This is a genomic window from Actinoplanes italicus, from assembly GCF_003001815.1.
GTDB classification, from domain to species: domain Bacteria; phylum Actinomycetota; class Actinomycetes; order Mycobacteriales; family Micromonosporaceae; genus Actinoplanes; species Actinoplanes italicus.
Genome location: NZ_PVMZ01000007.1, coordinates 54,691 through 77,700 on the forward strand (window position 1 = coordinate 54,691; position 23,010 = coordinate 77,700).

Consider the following 23,010-nt stretch of genomic DNA (forward strand, 5'->3'; position numbering starts at 1 on the left):
GGCGGCCGGCGCCTGCGCTCGATCTGTGGAGGGTCTTTCCATGGGGGACCAGCCGACGTCCGACAAGGATCGGACGCCGGAGGAGGCGGCTGCGGAACCGGCAGACGCGCGACCCGACGAGACGGTCGTGATCCCGGCGGTGAAGAAGCCCGCCGACGACACGGTGATCATCCGGCTGCCCGGGTCACCGGCCAAGACCGGCACGGCTACGAAGAAGAAGACCGTCGGCGACGACACCGTCATCATCCGGCTGCCCAGTCCTCCCAAATCCGCCGCCGCCAAGCCGAAGGCCGCCAACGCGCTGACCACGGTCCGCAAGCAGGCCGGCGACGACACCGTCGTCATCCGCCTGCCGCAGGCCGCCAAGAAGTCCGCCGGTCGCGCCGTGGCCGTGGCCGTGGAGAAGATCTCCCGCGACGAGACCGTCGTCATCCGGCTGCCCGCCGAACCCGAGCCCGGGAAGACCCGGCCGGCCGGACTGGGCTGGGCGCCCTGGGTGCTGGCGCTCTCCAGCTTCGGCGTGGTGCTGGTCGCCCTGGCGTACGCCGGAGGCCGCCACGAGACGGCCTGGGCCATGACCGCGTACTGGATCGGGCAGGTCATCGTCTTCTCCCCGGTCGTGTTCCGGCTGCTCAGCCGTCTCGCCGGGGTTGCCGAGTCGTTCGTGCTGGTGATGGGCCTGGCCGCGAACCAGTACATGCTGAAGTGGATGTACAGCCCGGACCAGTTCCGGTTCCCCGACGAGCTGCAGCACTGGCTGGCCACCACCCTGATCACCGAGTCCGGCGACCTGTTCCGGCAGAACAACGCGCTGCCACCGGCCGTGCACTTTCCCGGACTGGCCGAGATGGGCGCCGGGTTGTCGCTGCTCACCGGCCTGCCGGTGACCGCGGCCGGGATCATCGTCGCCGGCGTCGCGCACCTGATCTTCGTGGGCTGGCTGTTCGCGGCCGTGCTGCGCGCCAGCCACTCCCCCGCGATGGCGGGTGTCGCCTGCGTGACCTACGCGACGGCCATGCACTATCTCTTCTTCAATTCGATGTTCCTGTACGCGACAGCGGCGTTGCCGTACTTCATGCTCACCGTCTGGGCGCACCGCAGGTGGCGCACGGGCGGCGGGCCGAAGTTCCTGGCGCTGGTCGTGACGGGCATCGTGATGACCACGGTGAGCCATCACGTCACCGCGTTCGCCCTGTTCGCGACGTTGTTGCTGCTGTCGCTCACCGAGCTGGCCCTGGAACGGCCACGCCCGTGGGCGACGCTGATCCCGCCGGCTGTCGCGCTGGCCGTGGTGGCCGGCTGGATCGGCTTCGTGGCCCGCGACGTCATCTCCTACCTCGAGGCCCCGGTGCAGCGGCTTGCCGCGGCGCTGAACCAGATGTTCGGCGGCGCCGCCGGCGGGGAGGCGGGCACGGCCGACGCGGTACCGCTGCTGCAGCTCGCCGTGCAGGGTCTCGGCCTGCTGGGCCTGCTCGTGCTCTTCCTGGCGGTGGCCCGCGACATGATCCTGCGCAGGGACCGCGACACCTGGCGCTGGGCGGCCCTGGTCGGCGGGGCCGCGTTCTTCGCCGGCAACGGGGCCCGGTTCCTCGGCTCGGGCGGGCCGGAGATCGCCGGGCGGCTGTCGACCTTCACCTACGTCCCCATCTCGATCATCGCGGCGATCGCGATCGTGCACGCGGTGCAGATCGTCCCGGCCAGGGACGAGAACGGCCGCCGGTGGCTGTCGGTGCCGCCGCCGGGGGTCGCGGTCACCACCGGGCGGCGGCTGTCGCGCCAGGTGTACGTCGGCACGACGCTGATCACGCTGCTGATGATCGGCGCCCGCACCGGTGGCTGGCCGCCGGTGTCCGCGCTGCTGCCCGGCCCGTACATGCCGGCCTCCTACGAGCGGTCGGTGGACGCCTTCGGCGTGGCGGCGGCCCACTGGCAGGAGGCGAACCTGCCACGGACGGCACGGGTCGGCGGTGACATCACCGCGGTGGCGCTGTCCTCGACGTACGGGCGGATCGACCCGGTCCGTGAGGTGGGTGAACTGTTCTACGCGAACGCGTGGACCCCGGCCGAGACGGAGATCGTCCGGCAGCTCGCCATCGACTACCTGGTGGTCGACCACCGCCTCGGCGACCGGGTGCCGGCCGACAACGCCTACTTCCAGTCCGACCCGATGGCCGGGCGGATCACCGAGCCGCTCAGCGACGAGCAGCTCGGCAAGTTCGACGACCTCGAGCCGGTGTCGCGTCTCTACGACAACGGCACGGTACGGATCTACCGATTGGGGCGCCCGTGAATCCGGTACGCGCCGGTGTCCTCGCCGGCCTGACGGTCGCGGCGGCCGTGGCCGTGGAGTTCGGGCCGCTCGCGGTGTCGCTGCCGGGCGGTCTGCTGCTGGCCTTCGTACTGCCGGGACTGGCGCTCAACGAGGCGGTGTTCCGGCCCGGGCGCCGGGACGTCGGGCTGACCGAACGGGCCGTGCTGGTGCCGTCGCTGAGCCTGGTCGTGCTGGTGCTCGGCGGCCTGGGCCTGTGGAGCGTCGGCGGGCACCTGAACCGGACCAGCTGGACCCTGGTCTGCGCGGTCACCACGCTGATCGCCACCGGGGTCGCCTACTACCGCACGCTGCGGGCCGGGGAGTCGGACGACTCCCCTCCGGCGACCACCCCCGCTCCCACGAAGCTCGTCTCCCAGGAGCGGCTGATCCGGGACGTGCTGCCGCTGACCCTGGCGGTGCTGCTCGTCGCCGGGGCCGGGGTGTGGTCGTACGCCGACTCGGTCGACACCTACGACGTCGCGGTCAGCAGCCTGTCGGCCGCGCCGCCGGGACCGGTGGACACCGCCGGCAACCGGGTCCTCCAGGTGTCGGCGAGCGGCCTGAAGTCCATCGACGGGCCGTGGCGGATGGTGTGGATCGGCGACAGCGGCGCGCAGCTCGGCACCCGTGACGTCGCGCCGGACGGCGACGGCGCCTGGACCGGGCAGGTCACCGTGCCGGGCGACGAACGGATCGTCGTGAACCTGTTCCGGGGTGGGGACGCCACCGCGTTCCGTACGCTGATCATCGCCAGCCAGTAGCGCCGCAGACCTGGAGCCGCCCGCATGCCGGACGTCCCGGCCGCGTCCCGGCGCGGCCGCCTCGGGACGGCCGCCGCCGGAGTCGCCGTCCTCATCATCGGCATCGCCGGTTGCCACAGCACCGACGAGCGTCCCGTGCCGCAGCCGGGCCCGGCCGCCGGAACGGGTCCCCGGTCGGCCCGCGCGCACCTGAGTCTCACCCGGGAGGCCGGATCCTGGCCGGGTGAGCACGGCCTGTCCGGGGTCAACGGCTTCCCGGTCCTGAACACCGCCTCGGTCACCGAGTTCTGCACCGACCGGGGCCGCCCCTGCACGATGGCGCAGACCTACACCGACCGCACCGACTACGACGCGATGACGCGCGAGTCCGACTGGGTGTTCGAGTTCTTCGCCGACTTCGACGGCGTCCTGGTGATCTCCCAGGCGCTCGTGCCCGACAAGGGCGAGAAGCTGGTCGCCGCCTGCGCGGCCGGCGACTACGACCAGAACTGGCGCGACTTCGGCGCGCTCATGGTGAAACACGGCCGCGGTGACTCGATCGTGCGCCTCGGCTGGGAGATGAACGAGTCGTCGATGGCCTGGCGGGGCCTTTCCACCGAGGACTACATCGCCTGCTACCGGACCGCGGCGGACGCGATCCGGGAGACGAACCCGCAGGTCGTGCTCGACTGGACGATCAACGGGCACAACACGCCGGATGTGCTGTGCGGCGGGCTGAGCACCAACTGCTACCCGGGCGACGACTACGTCGACATCGTCGGCATCGACAACTACGACCACCATCCCTGGTCACCGACGAAGGCCGACTTCGACCGTACGGCGGCCGAGCCGGAAGGCCTGGACTGGCTCTTCGACTTCGCCCGCGCCCATGGCAAGCTGTTCTCGGTCGGCGAGTGGGGTGTCATGCCGACCGGGGACGCCGGCAGGGACAACCCGGACTTCGTGCGCTGGATGCACGAGTGGTTCGCCGGGCACGCGCCGTACCTGGTCTACGAGGCCTGGTTCCAGCGCTGTGACGGCGACTTCTCACAGTCGGCGATCCTGCGCCCGGACGACCCGAAGTGCCTGCCGAACACCGGCTCGTCCGAGGTCTACACCGAGCTGTTCAAGCGCTGAACCGCGGGCTCGCGGCCATCGCCTTGAACGCGGCCGCCGACTCGGGCCGGGTGTCGATGCGCCAGTGCTCGGTGTACGCGTCGTGGGTGTCGGTGTCGAACCAGACGACTCCGCCGATCGCGGGACGCTGCTCGACGTACGCCGAGAAGTCCTTGATCCAATCTTCTTTGCTGGTCCCCCCGTGATCCTTCGCCGCCACCTCGGTGAGCATGATGGGCTTGCGGTTCGAGTACTTCCGGTAGACCGGATCGAAGAGCGTGGCCGGCGACTCCTGGTTCAGGTTGTAGCCCGAGACGCCCACCCAGTCGACGTACTTGTCACCCGGGTAGTACGCGTCCATCCGGTTCCACTCGTCCGGCGGCGCCGAGTTCCAGTTCGGGCTCCACACCCAGGAGACGTTGTCGGCCCCCTCGGCGTCGAAGATCTTGCGGATGTGCTTGAAGCACTTGACGTAGCCCGCCGGGTCCTGCCCGTTCTGGAAACCGCTCCACTCGTACCAGCGGCCGTTCATCTCCCAGCCCCAGCGCAGCAGCACGGGCCGGTCCAGGTCCCGGATCCGGCGCCCGGCCGCGGCGATCAGGTCGTCGGAGTCGCCGCTGAGGATCTTCTCGTAGCGCGGGCCGCGCCAGGACACCATCGGCACGGACTTCTTCGGCATGCCCTCGATCTTCGTGGGCAGCCGGTCCGGCCAGGCGTAGAAGACGTGCGTGATCCGCTGGTCGCGGCCGAGCTGCTTGCGGCGCAGCTCGACCGCGTCGGGGTAGCTCATCCGGTCCAGGCTCAGGTAGGAGCCGAGCATGGCCTTGCCCGCCACGTACGGCACCGAGCCGCCGAGCTTCCACGGCCCCTTGTCGGCGAACGGCGCCGGGGTCGGCGCGGCCGAGGCCGGTGGCGCGGTGGGTGTACCGCTGACCGTGACCGGGGCCTCCCGGGACGCGGCCTTCCACATGCCGAACGCCCCGGCCGCGGAGGCCACGCCGAGCCCGGCCAGGCCGAGCAGGCCCCGGCGGCTGACACTCTCGTCGCGGCGGCGCTGCCCGGCCGTCATGCCAGGTTCCGCCCTGCCCCGCGGGCCAGCCGGCGCACCATCCGCCAGCCGGGCTGGGCGCACTGCCTGAGCCGGGCGGACAGCGGCGTGCCGCCCTCGATGAGGCGGACCAGGTCGGCGCCGGTGTGGTCCGGGGTGGGCTGGAAGCGCGGCACGGCGAACCGGCGCTCGGACGGGGTGTGCACCCGCCGGCCGACCTCGGTCGCGTTGTCGTGCCCGGACCGCTCGACGGTCCGGCGGACCAGGCCGCTGTTGTAGCCGTGCGGGTAGGCGAACGAGCGCACCCGCCGCTGCAGCCGCTGTTCGAGCTGGTCGCGGCTGCTCACCACCTCGTCGCGCAGCTGACGTGGGGAGAGCACGTCGAGCGGGTGGTGAATCAGGCTGTGGTTGCCGATCTCGATGCCGGAGGCCGCGACCTCGTCGAGCTCCGCCCAGGTGAGCATGGGCCCGAAGTCGGGCGACCAGCGGCCGAGCCAGCCGGCGTGGCCGCCGAGGTGGCCGACGGAGGCGTACAGGGTGGCGCCCGCGCCGGTCTTCTGCAGGACCGGCACGCCCTCGGTGAGGAAGTCGCGGTAGCCGTCGTCGAAGGTGACCGCCACCATCTTCGCGGTGCTGCCGGCGCCCAGCAGGTCGAGCGCCTCGGTCAGCCCGACGAGGCGGTACCCGGCGTCGCCGAGCGCTTCGAGCTGCTCGGCCAGACGCTCCGGCGGCACCGCCAGGTCACGCAGCGGTCCACCGACCGCGGAGACCGAGTGGTACATCAGCGCGGGCAGCGTGGTCCACGTTCGGGCCACTGTAGCGGTCACCGCGTCCCCCCATGATCTTTTCCTCGGGCGCCTGACCAGCGCTTTCCGGCCACGGACGTTACCAACCGTGACCGTCGGTCTGACTCATCCGTTCGACTGGTCCTCTAGCCATTTCACACTACAGCGAGTAACGTCCGGGGTCCTCCGACTCTCCTACCAGCGCGAATGGCGTCACACGATCACTACTCCAAGTGACAAGTGAACCGAAGCGCAACGGGAGACGTATCGGAGGAGGACACCGAAACCGCTCTAACCCCGGGAGCGCGCACCATGTTCCGCCTCATTCAGCTGCACACCGAAGCCGGCGTGCCACGCATCGGCGTCGACCCAGACGGCTACGCCAGCGCACGCGCTGCGCTGGCCCACTACCGCACCGCCCCGGCGACCTACTTCGCCGTCGGCCGCTTCGACCACGAGGGCACCCTCACCGAGGTGATCCTCGACCCCATATGCGGGCTCGACGGCGCCTGCCAGCGCCCGGCGTCCGTGATCCACGCCAAGACCTACGAACGCCTCTGCGAGCGCTGCGCCTCCGGCCTCGACGTGCTCACCGTGCCGCAGCTGGCCCGCCGCCTCGGCATCGCCTGCCGCCTCGCCCCGAGCGTCGCGCGCTTCCGGCAGACCGCCCTCGGCGGCCTGCGCGCCCCGTCCGGCAACCGCATCGCCCGGGAGTTCCCCGACCACGTCCACGATCCGGCCTGGCGCCAGGAACTCTGCATGAGCCTCACGCAGAGCCCGACCGCCCTCAACGGGCTGCTCATCGGCACCGGCGCGCTCAGCCACCGCCAGGTCCTCGACCTGTTCCCGGCGCTCTGCGCGCTCGGCGACGAACTCCCGGACGCGATCCGCTCCGACCTCACCCGGGCCACGGCCCGGCCGCTCTCCCCCGCGGGCGTCGCCGGTCTGCGTCTAGGTCTACACCCTTAGATTTCGTACGACCTGCGAAGGTCCCGGGCTCCGCACGCGACGAGGGCGAGACTCACGCCCGGCAAGGCGCCTCACGGGCTGCAGCGCCGGGTCACCGGCTGTGGCGTACCGCTGCCTCAAGCACGCTGAGACAGCGGCACGCCACAGCCGGTTCCGGGAGGCGGCCTGCGGGCGGGGCGGTCCGCGGCGGCCGGATGTCAGAGGCGGATGCGCAGTACGGCTCCGGTGTCGTTGCAGGTGCTGCAGGTGGAGACGTAGGCGTGGCCGCCCCGGAGCGCCAGACCGCCCGGGTCGTCGAGGCCGGTGGCGATCAGGCGGCGCGCGTGGTCGGGACCGATCCGGAACAGGGCGTCGCGGTCCAGGACGTAGAGGCCGCCGTCCGGTGACCAGGCCACGTCGACGATGCTGGTGAAGCCCTCCGCCCACACCACCGGGACACGGCCGGGCTCGACGCGCCAGATTCGGGCGGCTCCGGGCCGTACCGTGGCGAGGTGGAACATCTCGCCGACGAACCAGGCGCCGTCCGGGCCCCGGGTGATCGAACCGGGCGTCAGCGGCGTCCGATCGGGCAGGACCGCGACCGTCTGGACCCGCCCGCGCGGCGTCACCCGGCGCACCGCCCGGCTCTGCGCGTCGACAACCAGCCACCCGCGCGTGTTGTCGAGGAGCGCGACCGGATCACCGCCGACCCCCGTCAGCACGTTCCCGCCACGATAGAGCCGCGCGTCGGCGCCCACCGTCAGGATCGGCTCGCCGCCGGCGCCGGCCACCACGTCCGACGGGCCGGCCACACCGGCGCCGTCCGGTGACACGAGTGACGGCAGACCCGATACCACCCGCCACTGGCGACCGAATTCGACCATGGTGATCGCGCCCGACCGGCCGCTGCAGACCACGCCGCCGGCCTCGGCACGACAGGGACCGCCCCGCCCGGCCTCCGCGACGTACAGCTCCCCGCGTGGTCCGAAGGCGAGACCGCGCGGGCTGTCGAGACCGCGCGCGACCACCTCCACCGCGGGCCGGGCCGGTATCGGCATCGGCATCGGCGGTCCCGGATCGCCCGCCAGCAGGCTCGAGCCCGCAACAAGTGCAGCAAAACATGAACGGAATGTGATCAAGTGAGTCCCCCGTGTAATCGACAATCCTCGACCAGGCTCTGCCCCCACCCCGGCGCCTCCACATCGCCCGAACGGCCGTTCAAGCCCGGGAGTCGTGAATCCGACCCCGGGGGAGGGACCGGTACGGTCACGGAATGAGGCGCACGTTCCCCGATCTCGTGGCCCGGGCCCGCGCGCTGACCGGGAACGGGCGGCGGGCCGTGCTCGGCATCGCGGGCCCGCCCGCGGCCGGCAAGACCACCCTCGCCGCCGAGCTCGTCGCGGCCCTCGCCTCCGGACCGCCGGCCGGGCTGGAGGCGGACTGGGTGGCACACGTGCCGATGGACGGCTTCCACCTCGCCGACGTCGAGCTGGACCGGCTCGGGCGGCGCGACCGCAAGGGCGCACCGGACACCTTCGACGCCTACGGGTACGCGGCCCTGCTGCGGCGGCTGCTCGAGGACCGGGACGAGATGATCTACGCGCCGGGCTTCGAACGGGTCCTGGAGCAACCGATCGCCGCGAGCATCGGCGTGCCGCGGTCCGCCCGGCTGATCGTCACCGAGGGGAACTATCTGCTGCTCGACGAGCCGCCATGGACACCGGTGCGGGAGCTGCTGAGCGAGGTCTGGTACGCCGATCTGGAACCCGGCGAGCGGTTGCGGCGGCTGGTCGACCGCCACGTCCGGTTCGGCAAGGAGCCCGCGGCCGCGCGGGCCTGGGCGACCGGCACCGACGAGCGCAACGCCGAGCTGATCGCGGCCACCCGGTCACGGGCCGACCTGATCGTGCCGTCCGAGGTGATCGCCGGGCTGGGCGGCCCGCCATCCTGAGAGCCGGCTGAGGGTTGCCGGTGGGCGCTGAAACGAGCGGGTGGCATGCTTGCCGTCATGTCGGTGGGTGAGGCTGTCGAGACCGAGCCGCGCAGGCGTGGACCACGGTTCGCGCGTTTCGGTCTGGTGCTGGTCGCGGTGCTGTCGCTGCTGTTCGGCGTGCCGTGGGCGACTCTGGTCTGGTCCGGCAACGACTGGCCGGCACCGGTCTTCGTGGCCGGCACGCTGCTGTTCGTCGCGGTCGCCGGGGGCTTCCCGTGGCTGATGTTCCGCGGGCACGGCGGTCATCGCGATCGCGAGTCCCGGATCGCCGACACCCTGCTCGGCGTGATCTGGGTGCTGTTCACCTGGTCGATCATCGGCCAGCTCGCCGGACTGCTGCTGGCCGTCCTCGGTGTCGAGGACCCGGTCCGGTCCCGCGTGGTGTCGGCCGGTGTGGTGCTGATCTCCGTGGTCCTGCTGGCCTGGGGTCACCACGAGGCGATGCGGGTCTCCCGGGTACGCGAGGTCGAGGTGACGATCTCCCGGCTCGGTCCCGGCCTCGACGGGCTGAGGGTGGCGCTGATCACCGACACGCACTACGGCCCGATCGACCGCTCCCGCTGGTCGCGCGGCGTCACCGAGGTGGTCAATTCCCTCGACGCGGACATCGTGGCGCACACCGGTGACATCGCCGACGGCCTCGTCGAGCAGCGTCTGGAGATGGCCGCTCCGCTCGGCGACATCCGGGCCCGGTTCGCCCGTGTCTACGTGACCGGCAACCACGAGTACCACAGCGGCGCCCAGGGCTGGGTCGAGCACATGGAGCACCTCGGCTGGGAGACGCTGCACAATCGCCACCTCGTGGTCACCCGTGGCGGCGACTCCCTGGTGGTCGCCGGGGTCGACGACCGCACCGCGGGCGGCTCGGGCCTGCCCGGTCACCGGACCGACCACGAGGCCGCCCTGGCCGGGGCCGACCCCGATCTGCCGGTGCTGCTGCTGGCCCACCAGCCGCAGCAGATCAAGGACGCGGTCGCGCACGGCATCGACCTGCAGCTGTCCGGGCACACCCACGGCGGTCAGATGTGGCCGTTCCACTACCTGGTCCTCACCGACCAGCCGAGCTTGCAGGGGCTGTCCCGGCACTCCGAGCGGACCCAGCTCTACACCAGCCGCGGCACCGGGTTCTGGGGCCCGCCGTTCCGCATCTTCGCGCCGAGCGAGATCACTCTGCTGATCCTGCGCTCCACCCGGTGACCGCCTCGTTCGACGACTACGAGCGCGCGATGTGGGCCGGGCAGGCCGACGTCTACCAGGACAATCTCGCGGTGCTCTGCGCCGGCACGGCGACGGCGCTGCTCGACGCGGCAGAGGTCACCGCCGGCACCCGGATGCTCGACGTGGGCACCGGGCCGGGCACGGTGGCCGGCCTGGCCGATGAGCGGGGCGCCGCGGTGACCGGCGTCGACGCCGAGCCGAGCATGGTCGAGCTGGCCGCCCGGCGGGTGCCCGGGGCCGAGTTCCGGCACGGCGTGCTGCCCGGCCTGCCGTTCCCGGACGACACCTTCGACGTGGCGGTGGCCAACTTCGTGCTCAACCACGTGGGTACGCCGGCCGCCGCCCTGTCCGGGATGGGGCGGGTCGTGCGGCCGGGCGGACGGGTCGCGGTGACGATCTGGCCGCAGCCGCTTCCCGAGGCGCAGCGGCTCTGGGACGAGATCTTCGACGCCGCCGGGGTGGTGCGGCCCGGCGACCTGCCACGACTGGCCCCGGAGCACGACTTCGCACGTACGACATCGGGTCTTGCGGGTTTGATGGACGCGGCCGGCCTGAAGGACATCGGCTGCCGCACGGTCGCCTGGACGCAGCACATCCCGGCGGAGGCCTGGTGGAACGGGCCGGCCGCCGGGATCGGCCTCAAGGGGCACCTGTTGCGCCGGCAGACGCCGGAGACGATCGCCAGGATCCGGTCGGAGTACGACGCACGGACCGCTCCCTACCGTTCGCCCGACGGCGTGCTCGCCCTGCCGACCGCCGCCGTCCTGGGTGTCGGATTCGTGCCCTGATTCGCGCAGCGGTCAGGAAGTGGCCGCAATCGGCGACAGGATGAACTCATGACAGCAACGTGGAAGATCGAGCTCATCCCGGTGCCCGTGACCGATGTGGATCGGGCCAAGGCGTTCTACGAGCGGATCGGCTTCAACGCCGATCACGACCACACGGTGCACGAGGGCCTGCGGTTCGTGCAGCTCACCCCGCCGGGTTCGGCGTGCTCCATCGCGATCGGCACCGGGCTCACCGAGAAGACGCCGGGGACGCAGGAGATCCAGGTCGTCGTGGCGGACGCGGACGCCGCCCGCAAGCAGCTGGTCGAGGCCGGCGTCGAGGCGAGCGAGATCGACGAGCAGCCGTGGGGCCGATTCGTCAATTTCCGCGATCCGGACGGCAACAGCTGGACGCTGCAGGCCATCCCGTACCGCCCGAACGGCTAGGTCCTGAATGGACCCGGTCGCGTGGGTGATATGCCAGGAATAAACCTGTTGAGCAGTGGTCTAGGGGCCGAGCAGGATGGAAGCACCGCCTTCCCCTACCGCTGCGAGGATCCTTCATGCGTCTGCTCCGCGACCTGTGGGCCACGAGCCGGAGTCGCACCGCCCTCGTCGCCTTCCTGATAGTCATCGGCGCGTCCGGTTCGGCGGCTTCGTTAGCCCTGGCCGGCCCGGTGCTCGTCGATCGATCGATACCCCTCTTCACCGTGCTGGCCGTCGCCCTGGTCGCCGCCGTCCTCAGCGACGTCACCGTCGGACTCGTGGTGGCGCGACTGACCGCCGACTGGGCGGCGGGCACCCGGCGTGAACTCAACCGGGTCGCGTTCGGCCAGGACATCCCGACCCTGGAGAACACCCCGGTCGGCGAGCTGCTCGACCGCATCGACTCCGACGTCTACCAGGTCGGCGCCGAGCTGCGCGGCAGCGGCGTGCGCCTGGCCCAGTCGATCGCGGTGGCGTCGCTGTCGGTGGTCACCACGTTCTTCGTCTGGTGGCCGGCCGCGCTCGCGATGATCGCCGTGGGCGCGCTGCTGTTCGTCGTGATGAACAAACCGGTCCAGCGGATCGGCCCGGTCCGCATCGCCGAGGAGGAGGCCTGGTCCGACCTGGCCGCGGTGATGGAGGAGGCCATCCACGGGCAGGACGACGTGCGTACGAGCCTGGCCGCGCCGTACGTCCGCCGCCTCTACGCCCTGCGCTCGGCCGAGGTGCTGCGCCGCGGCCGCCGGGTGTGGCGGATGTCGGCGAAGGTCACGACGACCGCGGGCGGCATCAGCCGGACGCTGATCGCCGGGCTCGTCGTGGCCGGGGCCTGGGCGCTGGCCGCCGGGCACATCGACGCGGCGCGGCTGACCGCGGTGTGGCTGCTGGCGCTCGGTTTCGGCGGCACCCTGGAGCACCTCACCCGGATGGTTCCCGAGATCCAGAACGCGCTCGGCGCCTGGAGCCGGGTACGGCTGCTCGCCGAGGTGCCGCAGGAGCCGTCCGAGGGTGTCGAGGCCGTCGACGGCGACCTTGTCGTACGCAACCTCACGTTCCGATACGGCGAGGCGGACAGCGGGCGGCCTCCTGCTCTGCGGGACGTGTCCGTGACCTTCGCGCGCGGCCGGTCGTACGCGCTGATCGGCCGCACCGGCTCCGGCAAGTCCACTCTGGCCAAGATCCTGACCAGGGCGGTGGACGTGCCGCCCGGCACGGTGTTCCTGGGCGGCGTCGACCTCAACGACATCGGCGTCGAGGGCCTGCGCCGGCGGACCGCGATCGTGCCGCAGCGCACCGAGATCCTGTCCGGCTCGCTGGCCGAGAACATCGCGCTGTTCGACCGCGAGCTGCTACCCGGGGCCGGTGCCGCGCTGGACGAGCTCGGCCTGAGCAGCTGGGTCGCCGGACTGCCGGACGGCGTGGACACCAAACTCGGCGAGGGCGGCTACAAGCTCTCCGCCGGCCAGGAGCAGCTGGTGGCGTTCGCGCGGATCCTGGTCCGCGACCCGCAGGTGGTGATCCTCGACGAGGCCACCGCCCGGATGGACCCGGTCACCGAGTCGTGGGTGCAGCGGGCCACCGACCGGCTGCTGGAGGGCCGGATCGGCGTGATCGTGGCGCACCGGCTCTCGTCGGTGCAGCGCTGCGACGAGGTGGTCGTGCTGGCCGACGGCGCGGTCCTGGAGTCGGGCCCGCTGCGCGAGTCGCAGCGGTTCGCCGAGCTGATGGCGAGCAGCAACCTGGCGGTGCCGGCGGCGAACACGTCCGGCGGCGGGGTGCTGCTGGCCGAACGCGACTGGGACACCGCGATGCGCGAGGAGCTCGGGCCGGACGCGCTGTCGAACCCGCTGCCCACGGTGGAACCGCCGGCTCTGCCCGATCCGCCGAAGGCCCGCACCATGCGGGAGATCCTGCGGCTCGCCATGAACGACAAGCGGTACGGCCTGGCCGCGTGCGGGTTCTTCCTGGTGCTGGTGCTGCTCGGCTTCGACGGGGCGGTCCTGCCGCTGCTCTGGGTGAACGTGGTCGACGGTATGGGCGACCCGCTGTTGCCGGCGCTCGGCATCGCGGCCGGCCTGCTGGCGCTGATCCCGTCGCTCTACTACACCGGGGCCTGGTTCCCGGAGTGGTGGGTGCGGCAGATGCTGCGGATCAGCCTGCGCCTCACACACGGCCAGATCGGGCCGCGCCGGGTCAGCAAGCACACCCCGGCCGAGGTGGTGGCACAGGGCGGCGACACCGAACGCGTGGTTCAGCTCGCCGACAACCTGATCGACAACACCGTCGCGATCTTCGCGCTGGTGTCGATGACGGTGTTCTCGCAGTCGATCGTGCCGGGCCTTTTCTTCGCCGGCACGATGGTGCTCTCCGGTCTGGCGGCGACCCTGTTCGGGCCGCGGCTGGAGCGGGCGGCCCGGCGGACCGTGGCGGCACGGGCGGCGTTCGCCACGTCTCTGGTGTCGTCGCTGTCGGCGGCGCGCACGGTGAAACTCGCGGGCGCGACCGAGCCGGTGCTGGCGCACCTGGCGTCGCTCGACGCGACCCGCAGTGAGCTGCAGCGGCGGGAGATCGCGATCCAGGTGTGGGCGCGGTCCACGCCGTCGATCGCGAGCGGGCTGCTGCCGATCGCCGCGTGGGGCCTCTACCTGGGCGGTCACCTGACCGCGGCGGCGACGCTGATCGCGGTGTCGGTGCTCGGCTCGGCCCGCTGGTTCGCGTGGACGACGGCGTCGCTGGTGTCGCACTACCCGTCGGCGAAGGTGTGGACCCACCGGACGGCCGCGATGACCGGCACGTCGGAGTACTCGGCCGACATCCCCGGTGTGGACATCTCGGCGGGTACCGCACCGGCGCCGCCGACGGCGCCGCGTAACCCGCTGCGCACGCTGCGGCTGTCCGGCTTCAGCGCGGTGCACGAGAACGGCACCGTGGGTGTTCGCGACATCGACCTGACCGTCGAGCGCGGCGAGCTGGTGCTGGTGGTCGGCCCGGTCGGCTCCGGCAAGTCGTCGCTGCTGCGTGCGCTGGCCGGCATCGTGCACCACACCGGTGAGCTGCGGTGGAACGGCGATCCGGTCGACGAGCCGGAGCTGTTCCTGCGCCCGAACCAGGTGGGTTACGTCGCCCAGCTGCCCCGGGTGCTGTCCGGGACGGTGGCCGACAACATCCAGCTCGGGCACGAGGTGGACGCGGCCGGCGCGGTGTCGGTGGCGCAGCTGGAACACGACCTGGCCACGGCCGGTGGCGGGTTGCAGCTGCTGATCGGGCACAAGGGGACCCGGCTGTCCGGCGGCCAGCTGCAGCGGCTGGCGCTGGCCCGGGCGCTCGCCCCGCGGACCGAGCTGCTGATCGCCGACGACGTCTCGTCCGCGCTGGACGTGACGACAGAGCTGGCGCTGTGGGAGGCGCTGCGCTCGCACGGGGTGACCGTGGTCGGCTCGACGTCGAAACGGGCCGCCCTGGCCCAGGCCGACAAGGTGGTCGTGCTGATCGGCGGCCGGGCCGAGGACCAGGGCCCCTGGTCGTCACTGGCCGACCGCTGGGGCCACCTGGCCGGCTGACCCGCCGGCGTGGTGATCTGCGGCGCTCCGGCGCGCCGCGGGTCACCACGCGCTGGTCCGCGCTGGCTGGCGTGGTGACTTGCGGCTCGATGCGCGCCGCGGGTCGCCACGCGCTGGTCCGCGCTGGCTAGCGTGGTGACTTGCGGCTCGATGCGCGCCGCGGGTCACCACCATCGGGGGACGGCATCAACGAGGACGCGTTTCTACTGCTCAAGCCGGACTGTCTGCGGCTCGGGCTGACCGGTGAGGCCGAGCGGGCCGTCGAGGCGGCCGGGCTGCGGATCGGCGGGCGGCGGCCGGTCCGCCTCTCCCCCGCGGACGTGCGGTATCTCTGGTCGGAGTACGACCCGGCCGGGCACAGCCTGATCCTCGCTTTCCTGGACCGCTATCTGACCACCGGCCCGTCCGAGGTTCTGCTGCTCAGCGGCCCCGACGCGTTCGAGGCCGCCCGCCGGGTGAAGCGGGAGATCCGCTCCCGGTACGCGGATGGGCCGTTCGCCAACGTCATTCACGCGGCCGAGCGGCGGGCCGAGCTGGCCCGCCAGCGCGACCACCTGCTCGGCCGGCCCGGCGACGACCCGCCGGTCAGTCCGCCCCGCCCGCCCGGCATGGACTTCCGCGAGCTGTTCGACGTGCCCGCGCTGGTGGACGAGGCGTGGCCGCTGATCCAGGGACAGCCCGCCGACCCGGGCCCGCACCGGCTCGACGCCGGCGACCGGGTCGTCCACCTGGGCCCGGATCCGGGTCACACCCTCGACTCGACGGTCACCGCCCTGTGGCACGCGCTGCCCGGGGTGGAGCCGCTGCGGGCGGTGCTGCTGACGTTGCATGCGGGCTGGTCGGGCGGCACCCCGATCGCGACCGGTGGCCGGGGTGCCGTGCGACGCTGTCTGCGGACGCTGCACGAGCACGGCGTCCGCGCCTGGTCTCAGTCCCTCTGAAGACGGTTGGCCAGCCACTCGACGGCCAGCGGGTACCGCCAGTCGATGCCGCCGTGCTTGGCGGGGAACAACTCGAAGGCGATCTTGTCCCCGGGTACTCCGATCCGTACCAGACCATCCTTGAAGGCCTCGGCACCCAGATCGAGGAACCATTCGTCACGCGTTCCCGCGTCGATCCACACCGCGTTCAGGGAGCGCAGCTCGTCGGCGTACCGATCGATCATGCGAATCGGGTCCCAGTGCAGCCACCGCTGCCAGACCTCCTCGCGGATCTGCCCGGACCGGGGGTCGAACGGCAGCCGTGGGGTGCCGTCCGGGTCGGCGGAGAACGCCGCGGTGCAGCCCAGGACGAGAACCAGCAGCATGTCCTCCTCCTTGGTGAAGGCGACCCGCGACTGGAAGTCCTTCCAGTACGCCAGAATGTCGTGGTCGTAGTCGCGCAGCGCGCGTGCGGCCTTGGCGAACTCGCCGAGGTAGCAGTACTCGTAGAGCGCGTCGCCGGCGTGGGTGGCCAGGGCGCCGAACAGGTCGGGCCGCAGCATCGGCGTGATCATCGCGCCGAACCCGCCGGACGACTTGCCGGTGATGGCCCGTGAGTCCCGGTGCGCCAAGGTCCGGTAGTTGGCGTCCACGTACGGCACCACCTCGTCACAGAGGTAGGTGTGGTAGTTCCCGGTGCCGGGCGAGTCGACGAACTGCGAGCCGCCGTACGCGGTCCACGCGTCGACGTAGACGAGGATGCAGCCGGGCGCCTTCTGCTGGGCGAACACCTGGTCGGCGGTCTCGACGAAGGGCTGCCGGAACGGCGTCCGGTTGCTCCACATGGTGACCTGGCCGGAGTAGCCCTGGATCACGTAGATGCTCGGGTAGCGCTGGTCGCCCTGCTCGTAGCCGGGCGGCGTGTAGACCCACAGCGGCCGCACGTGCGGGTCGCCGAGGACGTTGCCGCGCAGGGCCTGCGAGTCGATCGTGTCGTGGTGCAGGGTGCCGGCGAGTTCACTGGTCCATATCGACATACCGCCGAGTCAACTATGTTTCTGCGATGACCGCACCCAGGTTGGCGTGGCTCGACGGGCTCCGCGCCGTCGCCGTACTGCTGGTGGTCTATGCGCATCTGACCCGGTTCACCTTCACCGGCCTGCGGGCGGTGACCGGCGAGTGGCTGCACGCCGGAACCGCCGGCGTGATGCTGTTCTTCCTGGTCAGCGGCTACATCGTCCCGGCCTCGCTGGAACGGCACGGCGATCTGCGACGGTTCTGGATCAGCCGCGCCCGCCGCCTCTTCCCGCTCTACCTCGCGGTGATCGCGGTCCTCGCGGTCGCCCACCCGCCGCAGGACCCCGTCGCCTCGGTGGCCGGCCACGCGACGATGCTGCCCTTCCTCACGGGTGTGCCGCTCGTCACCGCGGTTTTCTGGACGCTCTCCTTCGAGATGGTCTTCTACCTTCTGGTCACCACCCTCTTTGCGGTACGGAGGGAGCGTTCCGTTCTTCCGCCGGTCCTCCTGGCGCTCGCCGGAGCGGCCACGGCGCCCCTCGTCCCGCTCCGGCTCGGCCAGGTTCCGTGGGCGGCCGCGGTGGTCCTCGTCGCCGGGCTGGCCGCGGTCGTGTCCCGCCGCCGGTGGGCCGAGATCGGCGGCGGCCTGCTGCTCGGTGGCCTGGCGCTGGGCCTGCTGTTGTTCAACATGGATCCGGCGCACGCCCGGGACGGCCTGCTGATCGTCGCCGTGATGTTCACCGGCACGGTCATCCACCGTGCCGACCACGGGCAGGTCGGCTGGCTGCGGGCGGGCGCGGTGATCGCGGTGGTGGCGTCCGCGCTGCTGGCCGTCTGGATCGGTGAACTGGCCGCGCTCGACGCGCTGACCCCGCGTTACATCGCACGTTCGGTGCTCACGCTGCTGGTCTTCGGCGGGTCGTTCGTGGCCGGCATGCTGCTGCGTCACCATCGCACGCCGTTCTGGCTGACCCGGATCGGCGTGCTCAGCTACTCCGTCTATCTGGTGCACTACGCGGTGATCGAACTGGGGCGGCCGATCCTGCGCTCGGACATCCCGGATCCGCTGCTCGCGGCCGGTTACCTGACCATGGTCCTCGGCGTCTCGTGGCTCACCCACCGGTACATCGAGCTGCCCGGCCAGCGGCTAGGGTCCTCACATGCCGGACAGCACCCTCACCTGGCGGAGAGTCGACGGTGACGTCGTCCACGGCTTGCAGCGCCTGATCTACGAAGGCCAGTACGACCACATCCTGCGGGTCCGCCGTTATCGGATGGTTCCGCTGATGTACTTCGCCGACGGACACGTGACCTGGGGAGTCGGCAGCACCACCGACCTCGACGGGCTGCGCGAGGCGCTGTCCGACGGGACTCTCACGCTCGACCCGCCGGAGGGAACCGAGGTGTCCGTGCCCGGCCTCGGGGTGGTCACCGCCGGTTCGCGGGAGAATCCGCTGACCGTGGAGGCGCTGCTGGCCGACATCGCCGACGATCTCGCCCGCCTCGCCGGCCGGCACCACTCGTCGCGGCTGGCGTACGACGCGTTCCTCGCCTACGCCGCCGATCCCACCGACGCGGCACTGGCCACCGCCCGCGAGCGTTACCTGGCGATTCCGGGTGATCGCCGGATCTACTTCCTCGGCGACATGGACCAGAACGACGTGCCGGTCCGGGTACTGCTGGCCGCTCCCGGCGAGTCGATCGAGGGCCGGGATCCCGGCTCGGTCGTGGCCGTGACGAGCGAGACCCGGGAGTGGGCGCTCGAGTACTTCCGCGAGCAGGCACGCGCCTTCGACCGATCGGTCGCCCGGAGAAGCGCCGACGGTCCCGAGATCGCCACCACGGCCCCGTTCATCGTGCGCTGGACCGGCTACCCGAACGGCTGGCCGGAGCCGCCGGGGCCGGAGGTGCTGCAGAACGACTATCCCGCCCTCGTCGTGCACGGTGGCCGGGAGTACCGGAGCGTCACGCACGCCTACTGGGCACTCTCCACCGACGACCCGAGGCAGCACGATCTGATCGCCGCAGCCGGGCGAGCCGCGGAGGCGGAGGCGCTCGGCCGGGACGCGCCCCGGCGCGGGGACTGGGCCGATGCCCGGCTGGGGTTGATGGGTGCGCTGCTGCGGGACAAGTTCCGCCGTCATCCGGCGATGGCCGCCACGCTGCTCGGCACCGGGGACGCCCGCATCCTGTACCGGCCGTCCGACTCCCGGTACTGGGCAACCGGCGACAACGCGTCGAACTGGATGGGCCGGCTGCTCGAGGTGGTGCGCTCGGAACTCGTCGCGGAAGGTGCCGGCGTCCTCTCGTACGACATCTAGGTCTTGAGGTTTTGATCGAGCCAGGCGAAGGCATCGTCCTGCATCTCGGCGGTGAAGATGTGGCCGAGGCCGGGCCAGGTCCGGGTGCGCAGCCGCGAGGCGGCGCGCTGCGAGGCATAAACCCGGGCGATCTTGCGGTACGCGACGGCGACGCCCTCGGCGGTGAAGAGTGGGTCGAGTTCGCCGCCGGTCAGGTACATCGGGCGCGGGGCGGCGAGGCTCGCGACGTCCGGGATGTCCAGGTGCCGGTAGAGGCCGGGATGCAGCATGTAGAAGGCGGACTGACCACGCAGCGTGTTGTTGCCGGGGACCATCATCTCCTTGAGACCCGTCATCCAGCAGGCGGAGACGGTCGCCGCGATGTGGCCGGAGAGGGCCGCGACCTGCCACGCTCGGTAACCGCCCATCGAGAAACCGACCGCGGCGATCCGGCGCCGGTCGATCTCGGGCAGCGTGGTCAGCAGGGCTGCGGCGCGGGCGTCCTCGCGGGCCATCAGGCCGGCCGGTGAGGAGCCGAGGTTGAACAGGTTGCTCGCCAGGGCCTGCTGGCCCTCGTAGGTGAGGCCGCCGCGGTCGCCCCAGCCGAGGGCGTCGACGGCGAGGACCGCGTAACCGCGGGCGGCGAGGTGATCGCCGGGAAAACGGCCACTGAAGTAGCGCGCCGACCAGGCGCGGGCCGAGGTGAGGCGGGCCTCGTCGTACCAGGGTTCGATCAGTTTCTCCTTGCCGATGTCGAACCGGGCGCCGTGATCGTGCAGCAGCAGCGCGGCCGGGAACGGGCCCGGACCGTCGGGGACCAGCATGGTGGCGCGGACGCGGCTGTGCCGGGTGACGTTGAAGATCAGCTGGCGGCGGCGGTATCCGGGGCCGGGCTGCTCGTCGACGATCTCCGGGCGGAAGGGGGTGTGGTCGGCGGGTTCGACGAGGTGCTCCTCGAACCGGGCACGGGCCCGTCGTTTCCAGTCCCGGAATTCGCGCTCGCGGGCGTTCGGCCAGGCGAGGGGGAAGGTGAGCTCCGGCTTCAGGCGCTCGAAGAAGACCGGGAGGTTGCCGTCGATCACGGACGGGCCCTCGAAGCCGGCTGCCGCGCGGGCGTCGGCCAGGTGCGGGGCGGCGAGGGCCACGGCGGGGAGCGAGATGACGGAACGACGCTTCATGGGATTCCTGTTCGTCGATGGGATCCCGACGCTAGAAAGCCCTTTCCCGCATGTCAATGAGTTCTGCTGAAACAGCACTGCCCGCCCCGGGGACGGTCCGGGGCGGGCAGTACCGGGATCGGTCAGCGACCCTGCAGGGCCTTCACGTTGTCGCCGAAGGTCCAGTTCTTGGAGCCGTCCCAGTTGATCGACCAGGTCATCAGGCCCTTGATGCCGGGGACACTGTTCCAGGCCTGGCTGACCAGGGCCGGTGTCATGTAACCGCCACCGGCACCCACCTGCGCGGGCAGTCCGGGGACCTGCTTGTCGTACGGAATCCGGATGGTCGTGCCCTGGATGGTGAGACCGTTCGCGAGGCACTGGGTCTGCACGGTGAAGCCCTGAACGGTGCCGGCGCCGTACGAGTCACCGGAGCAGCCGTACATGCTGCCGTTGTAGTACTGCATGTTCAGCCACCAGAGGCGGCCGTTGTCCAGATACTTCTTGATGATCGGCAGGTAGGAGCCCCAGATCGAGCCGTAGACGACCGAGCCGCCGGTCACGTACGCCGTCTCGGGTGCCATGGTGAGGCCGAAGTTGGACGGCATGGCCGCGAGGACGCCGTCGATGATCCGGATCAGGTTGGCCTGCGAGGTCGACAGGGTGTTGATGTTGCCGCTGCCGGTGAGGCCGGTCTCGATGTCGATGTCGATGCCGTCGAAGTTGTACGCCTTCAGGATCGGCACGATGGTCGCCACGAACCGGTCGGCGACGGCGCTGGAACTGAGGTCGACACCGGCGGTCGCGCCGCCGATGGACATCAGGATGGTCGCGCCCTGGGCCTTGGCGGCGCAGATCTCGGCGACGGTGGGCACCTTGACACCGGAGTCCATGCCGTTCTCCCACAGCACCGTGCCGTCGGAGCGGATCACCGGGAAGGCCGCCATCAGCACGTTGTAGCCGTGCTGGGTGATCCGGCTGTCGTTGATCGGGATCCAGCCCATGCCGGGGTGGACGCCGTTGGAGGCCCCGTCCCAGTTCTCCCAGTAGCCCTGCAGGACCTTGCCGGCGGGGCGGCCCTTGACGCCGCAGCCGGTCGGGTTGGAGGGCGATGTCGACGGGGACGTCGACGGGCTCGGGCTCGGGCTCGTGGAAGGGCTCTTGCTCACCGACGGGCTGGGGCTCGGGTTCGTACCGCCCTCACACGCGCCGAGGCTCTTCCACAAGGTCGGCGTTGCGGCCGGGTTCCAGTTCGTCCCCGCCCAGGCGGTGTGCGTGACCAGTGCCTGGTAGAGCGTCGACTGATAGGTGACCTGCTGCCCCGCGGTGTAGCTGACGCCCTCGGCCCAGATCGTCGAGGAGCAGGCCACGGCCGCGTTTCCGGTCGAGGCGAAGGCGACGGCCGAACCCAGCACCACCCCCGCTCCGGCGATCACGGCCAGCATCTTGCGGCGAAGCCTCATGGCGAACTCCTCGACATCCGTGGCGTGTGTGACCACATCCTCGAGTTCACACACGTAAATATCAAGGGTTCTTAACAGTGGATTATGGAAGAGTCTTTACAGTTAGTGGCAGGCCCACGAAGGCAGCGAACGGCTCCAGCGCCGGGCGCGCCTCCTCGATGTCGAACTCGGCCAGAGGCAACACCGTCACGGTGACCGCTTTCTTGCCCAGCGTCCGTTTCCAGGTGGCCATCACGCGACCATCACGGACCAGGGTCGACTGGAAGATCCCGTTGTTGCCGGGGATGACTTTCGCGACCTGCTCCTTCGTCGCCATCATGGAACGGTCCTTGTAGCCGAGCATGTACTCGTCGAAGCCGGGCAGCGCCCACCAGCCGGTCGCCGGGCCCGCGTCGAGCACCGCCGGGTCGGCCCACATCTCCACGCCGTCGACGTCGACCCTGGCCAATCCGGCCCCGTCGACGCCCTTCCGGCAGTCCGTCATGGTCAGACCGGTCCACCCCGCGAAGTCCTTGACCGTGGTCGGGCCGTGGGATTGGAAGTAGCGCTTCGCCAGGACCGCCAGGGCCTCCTCGCGGGACGGGCTGTTGCGCTCGGTGGCCCACTCGTCGAGCAGCACGAACGTCTGCTCGCTGCCCTGGTTGGGCGCAATCGCCGTGATGCCGCGCTGGCTCACATACCAGAGAAGGTGGTAGCCCCGCTGGCCCTCGGTGGAGATGCCGCCCTCGTTGAGCGCGGCCACACACGCCGACCGGGTCAGGCGGCCGCCGCCGGCCGCGATCGCCGCGCCGAGCACGTCCATCGCCTGGTGCGCGGTCTTCTCGTCGAGGCCCAGGTATTCCCAGCGCTTGGCCACCCCGCTCAGGCTCCGGACACCGGCCAGCTCGAGCATCCAGTGCGCGTCGGCGGACGGGACCAGGTGAACGGTGCCTCGCATCGGCCAGGTGCGGACCACGTCACCCCGCTCGGTGGCGGCGACCACCTCGGGCAACGTGATGCCTGGCAGGCGCACGCCCAGCGACCACAGCACGCTGTTGAGATCCTGCGCCTGCATGGCGCCGAACCACTCCACGATGCCCGGCACGTCGGTCTTGGAACGCGCGCCGAGCAGCAGGCTCGTCATCCGGAGGCTCAGGGCCGTGTCGATGTCCACGGCCCTGAGCCTAGAGAAGGCCTACGAC

General features: G+C 71.3%; 19 protein-coding genes. 12 read left to right on the plus strand and 7 right to left on the minus strand.

All coding sequences use genetic code 11. The features are described 5' to 3' along the window. The first annotated feature begins 40 nt into the window (after positions 1 to 40). From CLV67_RS51970 to CLV67_RS18420, 3 genes are read left to right on the plus strand one after another with little or no spacing between them, the layout of a single operon-like run. Complete coding sequence (locus CLV67_RS51970) at positions 41 to 2,290, plus strand: hypothetical protein (RefSeq protein WP_170153918.1); 2,250 nt, start codon at positions 41 to 43, stop codon at positions 2,288 to 2,290. Beyond that, positions 2,287 to 3,072, plus strand: coding sequence for a DUF1616 domain-containing protein (locus CLV67_RS18415; RefSeq protein ID WP_170153919.1), 786 nt, complete (start codon positions 2,287 to 2,289; stop codon positions 3,070 to 3,072). The genes CLV67_RS51970 and CLV67_RS18415 overlap by 4 nt, the downstream gene beginning before the upstream one ends. A gap of 24 nt (positions 3,073 to 3,096) precedes the next feature. Then, positions 3,097 to 4,188 (plus strand): glycoside hydrolase family 26 protein, encoded by a 1,092-nt coding sequence (locus CLV67_RS18420; RefSeq protein WP_106319960.1) that lies wholly within the window; start codon positions 3,097 to 3,099, stop codon positions 4,186 to 4,188. Here the strand turns inward: CLV67_RS18420 and CLV67_RS18425 are convergent. Then, entirely contained in the window at positions 4,178 to 5,236 is a 1,059-nt protein-coding gene (locus CLV67_RS18425; protein ID WP_106319962.1) for a glycoside hydrolase family 26 protein, read from the minus strand. The genes CLV67_RS18420 and CLV67_RS18425 overlap by 11 nt on opposite strands. Beyond that, positions 5,233 to 6,042, minus strand: coding sequence for a polysaccharide deacetylase family protein (locus CLV67_RS18430; RefSeq protein WP_146169222.1), 810 nt, complete (start codon positions 6,040 to 6,042; stop codon positions 5,233 to 5,235). Before CLV67_RS18430 ends, CLV67_RS18425 begins: the two co-directional genes overlap by 4 nt. 270 nt (positions 6,043 to 6,312) lie before the next feature. Here CLV67_RS18430 and CLV67_RS18435 point away from each other — a divergent pair, with 270 nt between their 5' ends. After that, positions 6,313 to 6,969, plus strand: coding sequence for a hypothetical protein (locus CLV67_RS18435; protein ID WP_106319966.1), 657 nt, complete (start codon positions 6,313 to 6,315; stop codon positions 6,967 to 6,969). 197 nt (positions 6,970 to 7,166) lie between these two features. Here the strand turns inward: CLV67_RS18435 and CLV67_RS18440 are convergent, their stop codons facing one another. Next, the gene (locus tag CLV67_RS18440) at positions 7,167 to 8,012 is read right to left on the minus strand and encodes a ScyD/ScyE family protein (protein ID WP_239166393.1); all 846 of its coding nucleotides are present in this window, start codon (positions 8,010 to 8,012) and stop codon (positions 7,167 to 7,169) included. Positions 8,013 to 8,221: 209 nt separating this feature from the next. Here CLV67_RS18440 and CLV67_RS18445 point away from each other — a divergent pair, with 209 nt between their 5' ends. From CLV67_RS18445 to CLV67_RS18470, 6 genes are all read left to right on the plus strand, one after another. After that, positions 8,222 to 8,899, plus strand: coding sequence for a nucleoside/nucleotide kinase family protein (locus CLV67_RS18445; RefSeq protein ID WP_106319970.1), 678 nt, complete (start codon positions 8,222 to 8,224; stop codon positions 8,897 to 8,899). A gap of 57 nt (positions 8,900 to 8,956) precedes the next feature. Then, on the plus strand, positions 8,957 to 10,138 hold the full coding sequence (locus tag CLV67_RS18450) for a metallophosphoesterase (RefSeq protein WP_170153920.1): 1,182 nt from the start codon (positions 8,957 to 8,959) through the stop codon (positions 10,136 to 10,138). Then, positions 10,135 to 10,947, plus strand: coding sequence for a class I SAM-dependent methyltransferase (locus CLV67_RS18455; protein WP_203737168.1), 813 nt, complete (start codon positions 10,135 to 10,137; stop codon positions 10,945 to 10,947). The genes CLV67_RS18450 and CLV67_RS18455 overlap by 4 nt, the downstream gene beginning before the upstream one ends. Before the next feature lie 48 nt (positions 10,948 to 10,995). After that, positions 10,996 to 11,373, plus strand: a complete 378-nt coding sequence (locus CLV67_RS18460) for a VOC family protein (RefSeq protein ID WP_106319974.1) — start codon at positions 10,996 to 10,998, stop codon at positions 11,371 to 11,373. Between the two features lie 116 nt (positions 11,374 to 11,489). Continuing rightward, positions 11,490 to 14,972, plus strand: coding sequence for an ABC transporter ATP-binding protein/permease (locus CLV67_RS18465; RefSeq protein WP_106319976.1), 3,483 nt, complete (start codon positions 11,490 to 11,492; stop codon positions 14,970 to 14,972). Positions 14,973 to 15,112: 140 nt separating this feature from the next. Further along, positions 15,113 to 15,913: a nucleoside-diphosphate kinase gene (locus tag CLV67_RS18470; protein WP_106319978.1), complete on the plus strand. Its 801-nt coding sequence runs from the start codon at positions 15,113 to 15,115 to the stop codon at positions 15,911 to 15,913. Here CLV67_RS18470 and CLV67_RS18475 read toward each other — a convergent pair. Continuing rightward, positions 15,901 to 16,929 (minus strand): alpha/beta hydrolase, encoded by a 1,029-nt coding sequence (locus tag CLV67_RS18475; RefSeq protein ID WP_106319980.1) that lies wholly within the window; start codon positions 16,927 to 16,929, stop codon positions 15,901 to 15,903. The two genes, CLV67_RS18470 and CLV67_RS18475, sit on opposite strands and share 13 nt — an antisense overlap. Before the next feature lie 26 nt (positions 16,930 to 16,955). Between CLV67_RS18475 and CLV67_RS18480 the strand changes: the two genes are divergently transcribed. Together CLV67_RS18480 and CLV67_RS18485 are read left to right on the plus strand one after the other, a co-directional pair. After that, positions 16,956 to 18,110 (plus strand): acyltransferase family protein, encoded by a 1,155-nt coding sequence (locus CLV67_RS18480; protein ID WP_106319981.1) that lies wholly within the window; start codon positions 16,956 to 16,958, stop codon positions 18,108 to 18,110. Next, positions 18,070 to 19,230, plus strand: coding sequence for an NADAR family protein (locus CLV67_RS18485; RefSeq protein ID WP_106319983.1), 1,161 nt, complete (start codon positions 18,070 to 18,072; stop codon positions 19,228 to 19,230). The genes CLV67_RS18480 and CLV67_RS18485 overlap by 41 nt, the downstream gene beginning before the upstream one ends. On the opposite strand, the gene CLV67_RS18490 is transcribed toward CLV67_RS18485, so the two are convergent. From CLV67_RS18490 to CLV67_RS18500, 3 genes are all read right to left on the minus strand, one after another. Then, a complete protein-coding gene (locus CLV67_RS18490; RefSeq protein ID WP_106319985.1) occupies positions 19,227 to 20,387 on the minus strand; it encodes a dienelactone hydrolase family protein in 1,161 nt (386 codons plus the stop codon). The two genes, CLV67_RS18485 and CLV67_RS18490, sit on opposite strands and share 4 nt — an antisense overlap. A gap of 122 nt (positions 20,388 to 20,509) precedes the next feature. After that, a complete protein-coding gene (locus CLV67_RS18495; protein WP_106320546.1) occupies positions 20,510 to 21,829 on the minus strand; it encodes a carbohydrate-binding protein in 1,320 nt (439 codons plus the stop codon). A gap of 82 nt (positions 21,830 to 21,911) precedes the next feature. After that, positions 21,912 to 22,982, minus strand: a complete 1,071-nt coding sequence (locus CLV67_RS18500; protein WP_307833866.1) for a winged helix DNA-binding domain-containing protein — start codon at positions 22,980 to 22,982, stop codon at positions 21,912 to 21,914. Positions 22,983 to 23,010: the final 28 nt, after the last annotated feature.

Coding starts and splice junctions, on each gene's coding strand:
- CLV67_RS51970 (WP_170153918.1), top strand. CDS start 41: ATGGGGGACCAGCCGACGTCCGACAAGGATCGGACGCCGGAGGAGGCG.
- CLV67_RS18420 (WP_106319960.1), top strand. CDS start 3,097: ATGCCGGACGTCCCGGCCGCGTCCCGGCGCGGCCGCCTCGGGACGGCC.
- CLV67_RS18425 (WP_106319962.1), bottom strand. CDS start 5,236: ATGACGGCCGGGCAGCGCCGCCGCGACGAGAGTGTCAGCCGCCGGGGC.
- CLV67_RS18435 (WP_106319966.1), top strand. CDS start 6,313: ATGTTCCGCCTCATTCAGCTGCACACCGAAGCCGGCGTGCCACGCATC.
- CLV67_RS18440 (WP_239166393.1), bottom strand. CDS start 8,012: ATGCCGATGCCGATACCGGCCCGGCCCGCGGTGGAGGTGGTCGCGCGC.
- CLV67_RS18445 (WP_106319970.1), top strand. CDS start 8,222: ATGAGGCGCACGTTCCCCGATCTCGTGGCCCGGGCCCGCGCGCTGACC.
- CLV67_RS18450 (WP_170153920.1), top strand. CDS start 8,957: ATGTCGGTGGGTGAGGCTGTCGAGACCGAGCCGCGCAGGCGTGGACCA.
- CLV67_RS18460 (WP_106319974.1), top strand. CDS start 10,996: ATGACAGCAACGTGGAAGATCGAGCTCATCCCGGTGCCCGTGACCGAT.
- CLV67_RS18465 (WP_106319976.1), top strand. CDS start 11,490: ATGCGTCTGCTCCGCGACCTGTGGGCCACGAGCCGGAGTCGCACCGCC.
- CLV67_RS18475 (WP_106319980.1), bottom strand. CDS start 16,929: ATGTCGATATGGACCAGTGAACTCGCCGGCACCCTGCACCACGACACG.
- CLV67_RS18480 (WP_106319981.1), top strand. CDS start 16,956: ATGACCGCACCCAGGTTGGCGTGGCTCGACGGGCTCCGCGCCGTCGCC.
- CLV67_RS18485 (WP_106319983.1), top strand. CDS start 18,070: ATGCCGGACAGCACCCTCACCTGGCGGAGAGTCGACGGTGACGTCGTC.
- CLV67_RS18490 (WP_106319985.1), bottom strand. CDS start 20,387: ATGAAGCGTCGTTCCGTCATCTCGCTCCCCGCCGTGGCCCTCGCCGCC.
- CLV67_RS18495 (WP_106320546.1), bottom strand. CDS start 21,829: ATGAGGCTTCGCCGCAAGATGCTGGCCGTGATCGCCGGAGCGGGGGTG.